General features: G+C 40.8%; 13 protein-coding genes and 1 pseudogene. 3 read left to right on the forward strand and 11 right to left on the reverse strand.

Features of this window, described 5'->3' with window-relative positions:
* Position 1: 1 nt before the first annotated feature.
* The 10 genes from atpH to mioC all read right to left on the reverse strand — a co-directional run bounded on the left by atpH (position 2) and on the right by mioC (position 8,191).
* Positions 2-535 carry a F0F1 ATP synthase subunit delta gene (atpH, locus tag L884_RS0112150; RefSeq protein ID WP_028767766.1) on the reverse strand — a complete coding sequence of 178 codons (534 nt, stop codon included), beginning with the start codon at positions 533-535 and terminating at the stop codon, positions 2-4.
* A gap of 16 nt (positions 536-551) precedes the next feature.
* Positions 552-1,022 carry a F0F1 ATP synthase subunit B gene (gene atpF / locus L884_RS0112155; RefSeq protein ID WP_028767767.1) on the reverse strand — a complete coding sequence of 157 codons (471 nt, stop codon included), beginning with the start codon at positions 1,020-1,022 and terminating at the stop codon, positions 552-554.
* 27 nt (positions 1,023-1,049) lie between these two features.
* Positions 1,050-1,307: a F0F1 ATP synthase subunit C gene (atpE, locus tag L884_RS0112160; RefSeq protein ID WP_012157432.1), complete on the reverse strand. Its 258-nt coding sequence runs from the start codon at positions 1,305-1,307 to the stop codon at positions 1,050-1,052.
* Between the two features lie 33 nt (positions 1,308-1,340).
* Positions 1,341-2,171 carry a F0F1 ATP synthase subunit A gene (atpB, locus tag L884_RS0112165; protein WP_028767768.1) on the reverse strand — a complete coding sequence of 277 codons (831 nt, stop codon included), beginning with the start codon at positions 2,169-2,171 and terminating at the stop codon, positions 1,341-1,343.
* Positions 2,172-2,183: 12 nt separating this feature from the next.
* Positions 2,184-2,567 (reverse strand): ATP synthase subunit I, encoded by a 384-nt coding sequence (locus L884_RS0112170; protein ID WP_028767769.1) that lies wholly within the window; start codon positions 2,565-2,567, stop codon positions 2,184-2,186.
* A gap of 223 nt (positions 2,568-2,790) precedes the next feature.
* Positions 2,791-3,678: a ParB/RepB/Spo0J family partition protein gene (locus L884_RS0112175; protein WP_028767770.1), complete on the reverse strand. Its 888-nt coding sequence runs from the start codon at positions 3,676-3,678 to the stop codon at positions 2,791-2,793.
* A gap of 9 nt (positions 3,679-3,687) precedes the next feature.
* Positions 3,688-4,476: a ParA family protein gene (locus L884_RS0112180; protein ID WP_028767771.1), complete on the reverse strand. Its 789-nt coding sequence runs from the start codon at positions 4,474-4,476 to the stop codon at positions 3,688-3,690.
* Between the two features lie 183 nt (positions 4,477-4,659).
* Positions 4,660-5,283, reverse strand: coding sequence for a 16S rRNA (guanine(527)-N(7))-methyltransferase RsmG (gene rsmG / locus L884_RS0112185; RefSeq protein ID WP_028767772.1), 624 nt, complete (start codon positions 5,281-5,283; stop codon positions 4,660-4,662).
* Between the two features lie 118 nt (positions 5,284-5,401).
* Positions 5,402-7,291 carry a tRNA uridine-5-carboxymethylaminomethyl(34) synthesis enzyme MnmG gene (gene mnmG, locus L884_RS0112190; RefSeq protein WP_028767773.1) on the reverse strand — a complete coding sequence of 630 codons (1,890 nt, stop codon included), beginning with the start codon at positions 7,289-7,291 and terminating at the stop codon, positions 5,402-5,404.
* Positions 7,292-7,750: 459 nt separating this feature from the next.
* Positions 7,751-8,191 (reverse strand): FMN-binding protein MioC, encoded by a 441-nt coding sequence (mioC, locus tag L884_RS0112195; protein WP_028767774.1) that lies wholly within the window; start codon positions 8,189-8,191, stop codon positions 7,751-7,753.
* 359 nt (positions 8,192-8,550) lie between these two features.
* Here mioC and L884_RS0112200 point away from each other — a divergent pair, with 359 nt between their 5' ends.
* Positions 8,551-9,522: a nucleoside hydrolase gene (locus tag L884_RS0112200; RefSeq protein WP_028767775.1), complete on the forward strand. Its 972-nt coding sequence runs from the start codon at positions 8,551-8,553 to the stop codon at positions 9,520-9,522.
* A gap of 62 nt (positions 9,523-9,584) precedes the next feature.
* On the opposite strand, the gene L884_RS0112205 is transcribed toward L884_RS0112200, so the two are convergent.
* Positions 9,585-10,229, reverse strand: a complete 645-nt coding sequence (locus L884_RS0112205; protein ID WP_028767776.1) for a LysE family translocator — start codon at positions 10,227-10,229, stop codon at positions 9,585-9,587.
* 283 nt (positions 10,230-10,512) lie between these two features.
* Between L884_RS0112205 and L884_RS23310 the strand changes: the two are divergent.
* Together L884_RS23310 and L884_RS0112210 are read left to right on the forward strand one after the other, a co-directional pair.
* Positions 10,513-10,560, forward strand: a pseudogene (locus L884_RS23310) (prepilin-type N-terminal cleavage/methylation domain-containing protein); the annotation flags it as partial.
* Positions 10,561-10,653: 93 nt separating this feature from the next.
* Positions 10,654-11,022, forward strand: coding sequence for an MSHA biogenesis protein MshA (locus L884_RS0112210; RefSeq protein ID WP_245603121.1), 369 nt, complete (start codon positions 10,654-10,656; stop codon positions 11,020-11,022).
* Positions 11,023-11,178: the final 156 nt, after the last annotated feature.

Here is an 11,178-nt window from a genome sequence, read left to right on the forward strand (position 1 = left end):
ATTACGACTGCAGCGTATCAGACAGACGCGAAATTTTTCCGCGGACCGAGCCATCAATGACTAAGTCTCCTGCCGTGATAATTACACCAGCAATAAGGCTGGCATCTATGCTGCAATTCAGCTTAACTTTGCGTGCTAGACGTTTCTCTAAAGAAGCGCTCAGCTCTTGTAGTTGCTCTGAGGTTAGCTCAGTAGCTGAAACAATTTGTGCTTCAACTTCTTTCGCATACTCACGTTGCATCTCAACAAATTGTTGAGCAACAGCAGGTAGCGCAACTAAACGACCGTTTTCAGCCATTACCTTTAACAGGTTCTGAGCTTGCTCATTGATTTGCTCACCACAAACTCCAATAAAGAGTTCTGCAAGCTTATTGCTGGCCATAGCGCCAGACAGTAGTGGCTGCATAGCTTCGTTTTCACTTACTAATGCGGCAAAGTTCAGCATTTCTGCCCAACTATCTACTGCTTTCTGCTCAAGAGCAAAGTCAAAAGCTGCCTTTGCGTAAGGACGAGCGATGGTGGTTATTTCAGCCATAACTCAAGCTCCTTATTTAAAGTTCAGCAACAAGTTTGTTAACTATGTCACTGTGTGCGGCTTCATCAATCGAACGTTCAAGAATCTTCTCTGCGCCAGCGATAGCTAATACAGCTACTTGCTTACGTAGATCTTCTTTCACGCGATTACGTTCGTTTTCAATTTCAGCGTGGCCTTGAGCGATAATTTTCGCACGCTCGGCGTCAGCTTCAATTTTTGCTTCATCAACAATTTGAGCTTTGCGTTTGTTCGCTTGCTCAATGATTTCATTTGCTGTTGCTTTAGCGTCTTTTAGCTGCTCTGTGGCTTTCACCTGAGCTAGCTCTAAATCTTTTGCAGCACGTCCTGCATCAGCTAGCCCATCAGCAATTTTCTTCTGGCGTTCTTCGATAGCGTTCATCAATGGCGGCCATACAAACTTCATGCAGAACCACACAAAGAGAAGAAAAGAAATCGCTTGGCCTAGCAGGGTAGCGTTAATACTCATAACGACAACTCCTTCTAAGGGGGACGATTAGCCTGCCAATTGACCTAAGAACGGGTTAGCGAATACGAAGAATAGTGCAACACCAACTGCAATCATAGAGATCGCATCAAGTAGACCAGCTACGATGAACATTTTAGTTTGAAGTGCAGGAGCAAGCTCAGGTTGACGAGCAGAAGCTTCTAGGAATTTACCACCTAGGATAGCAAAGCCAATACCAGTACCTAGCGCTGCTAAGCCGATCATAATTGCAACAGCTATTGCTGTAAAACTAATTACAGTTTCCATTTTATCTCCGATAAATATCTAATTTTTAATAAATTAATGGTCTTCATGTGCCATGCTTAGATAAACAATCGTCAGCATCATGAAGATAAACGCCTGCAGCACAATTACCAAAATATGGAAAATGGCCCAAGGCACTGATAACGCAAACTGAGCCCACCAAGGCATCAGTGCAATCAGAATAAAGATCAACTCACCTGCATACAGGTTACCAAACAGACGAAGCGATAATGAAATCGGCTTCGCAACCAAGGTTACTGTTTCCAAAATAAAGTTAATTGGAATTAGTGACCAATGATTGAAAGGCTGTAAGGTTAGTTCTTTAGTGAACCCGCCTATGCCCTTAACCTTAATACTGTAGAAAACAATTAACGCGAACACGCTTAAAGCTAAGCCTAAAGTTACGTTCAAGTCAGTTGTCGGTACAATCTTTAGGTAAGGTACGCCTAAGAATCGTTTGGCGGCCTCAGGTACAAAGTCAACAGGGATCAAGTCCATTAAGTTCATCAGGAAAACCCAGACGAAAATAGTTAGACCTAATGGTGCGATAAGTGCATTTTTCCCATGAAATGAGTCTTTTACAATTTTATCAACACCTTCCACGCACATTTCAACGAAACATTGAAGCTTGCCTGGAACACCAATTGTTGCCTTTTGTCCTACTTTGTAGAATAACCACAAAAATAGAACCCCTAGACCAACTGAAAACAAAAGTGAGTCAATGTGCCAAGTCCAAAATCCTGCATCTTGACATGCATAGTTAAAAGCAATCCCGCCATCAGCGGAACACATTTTCGCATTAGTCAGGTGATGCTGGATATAGTCGGAAGCCGTTACAGTTAACGTGTCATCCCCAGTTGTCGCCATGATTAATCTCACTTAATTTTGTTTGAAGTATAAAGGAGCTATCCAAGGTACGATTAACACTAGTAGATAACTGACGAATAACGGCATAAATGCCGACTTCATCAAACCAAATGCAAGCGAAAACAACACAATGGTTAATAGCAACTTTACCGCTTCCCCCAGGAAAAAAGACCGTACGACTTTTCCTGACGCTTGTGCTCCCGCATGGGAAAAAGCAAGGGTTGCGAATACAAAATTAGGGAGTACTGCAATGACACCACCTGCCAAAGCAGATAAGCCATACGGCCCCCCCCACATAGCAAAAAAGAAAATTGAAACACATCCAGCCATCGCTGCCTGTAGTAAAACCAATTTATAGGCTGACCATCGGCCACGACGTGCTAAAACCTTGCTCAATTTATCTTCTCCGCATTATAACTTCTTGTTTCGATGACCGGATTACAAATATCCGTCCAAACTCGAGGTACAAAAAGCTTGCGAAAGTATACCGTTTCAAGCTTTCAAAGCAAGTTTAACTGTTAGAAAAAGGAGACTTTTAGCGTGATCTACGCCAAAAGTCTAAAAGTATAAGATTAACGAATGTCACAAAATTACATAATATAGTGTTAACTTTGTTTTTTTAGCGGATCTTGCTGATAATACCCTCTAATTCAGCCAAGTTCTGGTAGTTTATTACCATTTTGCCTTTGCCCTTTTTATTGTGGCTCAAAGACACCTTAGCACCCAGCCTTTCAATTAATTGGCTCTCCAAACGTACTACATCATGATCTTTAGCTGGTTTTTCGACGATTTCAGTTTGGTTTAAGGTTTTATTGACCAATCGTTCTGTTTCGCGAACTGTTAATTCTTTAGATACAACCAATCTAGCTAAATTAGTTTGCTCATCACCGCTAATTGCAAGCAGTGCACGACCATGGCCCATATCAATATCGCCATACTCAAGCATACGCTTTACTGGCTCATTTAATCCATTGAGTCGTAGTAAATTTGAGACCGTTGCCCGAGATTTTCCTACTGCATCAGCTATTTGCTGATGTGTTAGCTCAAACTCTTCAATTAAACGGTTTAATGCAATCGCTTCTTCCATTGCATTAAGGTCTTCACGTTGAATATTTTCGATTAGCGCAATAGCAACTGCTGCTTCATCAGGCACTTGCTTAACAATACACGGGATCTGGGTTAAACCAGCCAATTGCGAAGCTCGCCAACGGCGTTCACCGGCAATGATTTCGTAGCTTTCAGGAGAAACTTTACGCACAACAATCGGCTGAATAACACCTTGGGCACGAATAGACTCAGCAAGCTCTTCTAATGCTTCTGGAGCCATATCTTTACGAGGCTGATATTTACCGGGTTGTAATCGATCAATATCAAGCATAACCAAATCATCATTCTTGATATCTTGTTCTTGAGCGACTGTAGCAGGTTCAGCACGCTTACTTGCTGCTTGGCTAGTACTTAACAGGGCATCAAGTCCTTTGCCTAAGCCTCTTTTCTTTAATGTCATTTTTTATCCTTAAACTTGCTCAGCCTGGGTAAGTTGCTCTGCACGGCGAATAATTTCGCCCGCTAGTGCTAGATAGGCTTTGGCCCCTGCGCTCGATTTATCATAATACATTGCTGGAGCACCAAAACTCGGTGCTTCTGCTAAACGAACATTCCTTGGGATCACAGTGCGGTAAACTTTCTCACCAAAGTGCTGTTTTAATTGGTCTGAAACATCATTAGACAAGCGATTACGCGGATCGTACATAGTACGTAAGATCCCTTCGATATGCAGACCAGGGTTAACCATTGCAGCCAATTTACTGATTGTGTCCATCAATGCCGTTAGGCCTTCCAATGCGTAATATTCACACTGCATCGGCACTAATACTGAGTCTGCAGCAGACATAGCATTAACGGTTAACATATTAAGAGACGGCGGGCAGTCGATAAAAATGAAATCGTAATCATCTTTGATTGGGGCAAGTGCATTGCGAAGGCGGATTTCGCGGGCAAAAAACTCCATCAGTTTAATTTCTGCCGCAGTTACATCACCGTTACCAGCAATAAGATCATACTTACCATTGGTATCTCGGCAAACAACCTCTTCAAATGCTTTTTCCTCAACCAATAATTCATAGGCGGTATTTTCGACTTCATACTTGTCGATCCCACTGCCCATAGTCGCATTACCTTGCGGATCGAGATCGATCAACAAAACACGGCGTTTAGTTGCTGCTAATGAAGCGGCTAAGTTTACACAAGTTGTTGTTTTTCCGACGCCACCTTTCTGGTTGGCCACGGCAATCACTTTACCCACAATATCACCCTGTAAGTCACTTTATAATATTCCTAAGTTGTATATGACTTAGAAATTTAGCGCACAAATCTAATGGTTATTCCTTAAATTGCTTGAAGCACTAAAAAATTGCAAATTTCAGCGGTTCAAGCAACATAGCTTACTCCATCTAGTCTTTAATTATCGTGACTTAGACAAACAAGCTTAATCTTGCTTGATCACACGCAGCAAATGACGCTGCTCATCAAGTTTAGGTACTTTTAACTCAAATGTATCTGTTACCACAAAGCCAGCTGGCAACTGTGACATCTCTTCTTCGCTTAATTGGCCTTTTAGCGCGTAAAAGCAACCATCAGCTTTTGGCAAATGATGGCACCATTGCAACATATCTTGAATAGATGCGAACGCGCGACTCAACACACCATCAAACAGTTCTTGCGGCTGATAAGCTTCAACGCGACTTTCAACTGAAGAGATGTTGTTGATCCCTAGTTCAAACTGTACCTGCTTTTGAAAGCGAATACGTTTGCCCAAACTATCAAGCAATACAAATTCTTTATCAGGATTTAAGATTGCTAATGGGATCCCCGGTAATCCGGGGCCGGTTCCCACGTCAATAAAGCGATTACCTTGAAGATGAGGTGATACCACTAGGCTATCCATTATATGACGGATAAGCATTTGTTCAGGATCGCGCACTGAAGTGAGATTAAATGCCTTATTCCATTTGTTTAGCATGCCAACAAAGTCTACTAGCTGCTGTTTTTGATGTTCAGTAGCAGTCAAGCCTACTTCGGCTAAATAATCATTTAATTGGGCAGATAACACTGTATGTGTCCTCAAAATAAAGCAAATAAAAATCTCTCGGTATTATGAAGTGCCGAAATGATGAAAGGAAGTCCCAAGACTTCCCTTTATCATACAAAACTACCGAATATGGCTAGCGTTAAGCGCTTTTACGTAACAATCCGCGCTTTTTAAGGTGCACTAACAAAATTGAGATAGCTGCAGGCGTCATACCTGAAATTCGTGAAGCTTGACCAATCGTTTCAGGTTTATGTTCATTCATCTTAGCAATCACCTCATTGGATAAACCTGGAACCTCTTGATAATCCAGTTCTAATGGTAATAGGGTGGTTTCGTGGCGGATCGCTTTATCGATCTCACCTTGCTGACGTTGAATATAACCAGAATATTTAACTTGGATCTGTACCTGTTCAGCAGCTCTTTGATCTTCAAGCGCTGGGCCAAATCCTTCAATTGCCATCAGTTTAGGATAATCCATTTCTGGACGACGCAATAAATCTTCAAATGTTGCTTCACGGGTGATCGGCGTATTTAAATGTGGATTTAGTGCATCAACAAGTGGCGATTTAGGATGGATCCACTGACTACGTAAACGCTGTAGTTCAGTCTCAATAGATTCCATTTTTTCGCTGAACATTGCCCAACGGTGATCATCAACTAAACCAAGTTCACGACCTTTTTCAGTTAAACGTAAATCAGCATTATCTTCGCGAAGTAATAAGCGATACTCTGCGCGGCTAGTAAACATGCGGTATGGTTCTTTAGTACCTAAAGTTGATAAGTCATCAACCAGTACGCCTAAGTAGGCTTGATCACGGCGTGGGCACCAAGCTTCTTTGCCTTGTACTTGCAGTGATGCGTTCATACCTGCCAACAAACCTTGTGCACCGGCCTCTTCGTAACCCGTTGTACCATTGATTTGACCTGCAAAGAACAAACCACTAATAGCTTTTGTCTCTAATGAGTTTTTAAGATCACGCGGATCAAAATAGTCATATTCAATCGCATAACCAGGGCGCATGATCTCAGCATGCTCCATACCTTTGATTGAACGCACTAAGTTCAACTGAACATCAAACGGTAGACTTGTAGAAATACCATTTGGATAAATCTCTGTGGTATTTAACCCTTCAGGCTCGATAAAGATCTGATGCGATGTTTTATCAGCAAAACGATTGACCTTATCTTCGATAGAAGGGCAATAACGTGGGCCAATACCTTCGATTACCCCTGAATACATAGGGCTACGATCTAAGCCTCCACGAATAATATCATGGGTGCGCTCATTGGTATGAGTGATATGGCAAGAGACTTGCTCTGGATGATCGTTTACATCACCAATGAAAGACATCACAGGTAATGGATCATCACCTTTTTGCTCAGTCATTAACGAAAAATCGATAGTGTTTGCATCGATACGTGGTGGTGTACCTGTTTTTAAACGGCCAACACGAATTGGTAACTCACGTAATCTATGGGCTAGAGCAATAGCTGGTGGATCACCTGCGCGACCGCCGCTGTAATTTTCAAGACCAATGTGGATCTTACCGCCAAGGAATGTACCGGCAGTTAATACAACAGCTGGAGCCTCAAAGGCTAAGCCCATTTGTGTGACTACACCAATAACTTTTTCGTTTTCAACAACAAGATCGTCAACAGCTTGCTGAAAAATACGTAAGTTAGGCTGGTTTTGTAAGATCGCTTGGATCTTATTGCGGTAAAGGGATCTATCAGCTTGTGCTCGGGTTGCACGAACAGCAGGGCCTTTACTTGAATTCAATGTACGAAATTGAATACCGGCAAAATCGGTTGCAACCGCCATTGCGCCACCTAGGGCGTCAATTTCTTTGACTAAGTGTCCTTTACCTATGCCGCCGATAGCAGGATTACAGGACATTTGCCCTAAAGTATCTATGTTATGGGTTAGTAATAACGTTTTGGATCCCATTCTAGCTGAAGCTAACGCCGCTTCAGTACCAGCATGACCACCACCAACAACGATTACATCAAACCGTTCATGAAATTGCATTCGACAGCCTTTGACTCTTAAAAAGGATAAATAGTTTTTGAGCAGATCATTTTAGCACTTGCTTTGCGTAAGGTGAACGATCTATTTCGCTTGTTTTGATCAGCATGGATCGACTTAATAGATCTTAAGATCTTTATATAGATCTCTTATTATGTTTACTATTAAGATCGCGCTTTTCAGTGGATAACTGTATTTTACCTTTAAATTCAACAGTTAACATCAAAACGATCTTGTGATCTGATCACGATCTAACTGAGTTAAGCTTGTGGGTAGATCGCTTAGTTATCCACAAGGTGGATCATTGAGCAGATCCGATGTGAATTAATGCAGGTGTTGATCAGATCAAAATAATAGTTTATCCACAAATTTATTAAATTAATTATTAATATGTGGATAAACTAGATCTAATCTGTGAGTTGTTGAGCGGTTATGTAAGAGTGAAGGGTGAAAAAGAAGATCTTAAATTTTCTCTTGCCACTCATTAAGCCATGATATTGCTGCTTCTTCAGCGATTGGGTTGTACTGAACGTCGATCTGGATCTTATCCACAAAAACTTGTGCACCGCATAAATTTAGTTGTTCGACGAGCTTCTCAGGCCCTTGGCAGAAAGTGTCATAACTTGAATCACCAATGGCACACAAAGCATATTTTACTGAGCTTAGATCAGGAGTATTGGCTTGGATCTCGTCGAAAAAAGGTACGATATTGTCCGGTAGATCTCCGGCTCCATGGGTTGAAGATACAATGATCCATAGTGAATTAGGGTCAAGATCCGTTAGTTGTGGGCGTAAATGAATTGCTGTTTCATGGCCTAATTCTGTTAATTGATCGGCTATTTCATCTGCGACATATTCGGTTCCACCGAGTGTTGTCCCTACCAAAATCTCTACTTTTGCCATTGTTAATCCTAATCGTAAATATTAAATATGCTTAAATAGTCAGCTGTTTAGCTGCTTAATTTAGTCTGGCGATAAAGCGCTTCGCACTTTTATAAAGGTGTAATAATAATTGAATTACTGCGCTAATTCGCAGCTTTTATCTCCTAGCCTGTATTTATAGCTTAGCTTGAGCGGTATTTATTGGCGCCATAAAGCTTGATTATTTAGCTGGAAAGGGTTGTTTTTAAATCAGTTGGCGTATTAGCCGACGACTGTTTTATGTAGCTTAAAACCCAAATCACGTTTATCGAGAAACGATAAAGGTATCTTTACAGGTTACCTACATACAAAAAAGATCGACTGATAGGATTTTTACAAAAATGATAAATAAAATAATTCTCGATAGTGACCCAGGCATTGATGATGCAATGGCAATACTTTTTGCAGAAGCGCATCCTGCAATTGAATTAAAGGCCATTACTACAGTTTACGGTAATGCGACAATCGAAAATGGCACAAATAACGCATTATATTTAAAAGAAAAGTATGGTTTTAAAGCTGACATCGTCCAAGGTACAGACAGACCTTTAGTGCGCGATCCTGTTGGACCAACCGTTATTGTGCATGGTGAAACTGGATTTGGTGACGTTCACGCGCCAAAAGTCACAACACTACAAGCTGATCCGCGTCCTGCATACCAATATATTATTGATGCAGTTAAAGCTGAGCCTGGTGAGATCACCTTAGTTGCTGTTGGTCCCTTAACGAACTTAGCACTTGCGCTAGAAGCGGCACCTGAGATCACTTCTCTTGTTAAAGAGGTCGTGATTATGGGCGGTGCGTTTGGTATGAATGAGCATCGAGGTAATGTAACACCTTATGCTGAGGCTAATATCCATGATGATCCTCATGCAGCGGACATTGTCTTTACAGCGCCTTGGCCTGTTGTTGTTATTGGTCTGGATGTCACTGAAGAAAGTTTCTTTAGCAAAGACTACTTAGATCAGTTACGTGATGATGCTGGAGAAGTAGGGCAGTTTATTTGGGATATTAGTCGATATTATCTTGATTTTTATTCTAAAAAAGTCGGTTTAGAAGGCTGTCATGTACATGATCCATCGGCTATCGCCTATGTTATTGATCCTAGTTTATTTACGCTTCGAGAAGGGCCGATCCGAGTTGTAACCGATGGTCCTGCAGAAGGACTGACAATTCAGAAGTTTGATGGCCGCAAACATCCCCATGATGACTGGGGATCAAAACCTGCTCAAAAAGTTGGGGTTAAAGTAAGAAATGAAGCATTGCTAGAGCTGTATCGTGAAACCATTATCGATTACGGTCATCAAAAATAGTTTGTGCTAGCTAATCTATAAAGCGGAGATTTATCTCCGCTTTTTTGTGGTTATTTTCTTGTTTAGCTTATGTTTTGCACTTGTGATGCTAATAACCAAATGGCGAGTATAAAGAAAATCCCGCCCATAAATTTATTCTGGTATGTTCTAAATTTATCATTTGATAACAGCGGCTTGCCAATTGTTCCAACCAAAGCTACTAGCATTAAATTGAATGCTAAGCCCATTACATTAAGTAGTAACCCTAATGCGAGCATTTGTTCCCCAGAGCTGGCTGTGAGTTGGCTAGACACAAATTGCGGTAAAAATAATACAAAGAATATTAATGCTTTAGGGTTTAACAGGTTGCTAATTACAGCTCGTTTATAGAGTTGTTTTGCTAAATTATTCTGCTGTGCTATTTCCGGCGCTTCGGCTGCGCTACTTCTAATGCAATCCCAGCCCATTTTTAATAAATAAGCTGCACCAAGAATTCGTAATACCTCTAAGGCCATAGGGTTCATTGCAATAACTGCAGAAACGCCCATAGCTGCAAGTAACGTTAATATTAAACCTGATGTGGCATTACCAAAACTGGCATAAACACCGACTTTTTTGCCATAGCTTAAGCTCGAACTCGCTATAAGTAGCATGTCTGGTCCGGGAATTAATAGCAGGGCAATAACAGTGGTTAAATATAGTGGCAATAAGCCTAAATCGATCATCATATCTATGTTGGTATAAATCTATACGCTGAAACAAGGCGCGGATTCTACAGCTATCGAGGTGGAATGAAAGTGATACAGCTAGTAAAAATGATGACGAATTTGGCAGGCTTTGTTTACAGTAATTAGTCTTTCATTACTTCTGTTATGGACACGGAATATTTATCAAATATTTACAGCAATAATCTGTTGTATTCTTGAGATAAAATCAATTTTCTTGATATTAAAGTATTATGCTGTTTTGTATAATGGTGTATGAAATTTGTTAATGTGAATGTAGGCTTAAATGAAAAAAAATGGTTTTACTCTTATAGAGTTAGTCGTAACTATTATTATATTAGCCATACTCTCAGTTATCGCAGTACCTCGATTTATTAGCTTACAGTCAGAGGCTAGAGTTGCTTCGTTACAAGGATTAAATGCGGAAATGCACGGAGTAATGAGCGTGCTTTATCCTAAGTCTGTTCTGCAAGGACTTGAAACTAAACCTAGACCAAATCCTGGTGAAGAAAACGTCATCATTATTGATGGTGAAAAAGTTCACTTGGTCTATGGTTATCCAGCTGCGGATGCCGCGAATGCATGGAGTAAGTTGATCATGGCTAAGTTTGAAGATTCTGTTTTCAACCCTGAACGTCCAGCTGATTGGTATTTTCAAAATAACCCAGCAGATCCCTATATTATATTCATGCCACAAACAAAGAAGTTTAAATCCGATAGTTGCTACCTTAAATATACAGAAGCGCAAAGCCCTTCAACACCACCAACATTTGAAATAGTCGATATTGGCTGCTAGTTAGTTTAGCTATGTCTAAACTAATAAGTATTGATTGTTATACCAATCATCTAGCCAGAGTCATTTTCGGCAAACGAATTCAAGGCATTTTACAGCAAGAATGTATACATCCTTGTGCAGTAATTCAATGCAGCATAGGCGGGAAATTGATTGGTA

It is taken from the genome of Shewanella fidelis ATCC BAA-318 (genome assembly GCF_000518605.1).
In the GTDB taxonomy this organism is placed as follows: domain Bacteria; phylum Pseudomonadota; class Gammaproteobacteria; order Enterobacterales; family Shewanellaceae; genus Shewanella; species Shewanella fidelis.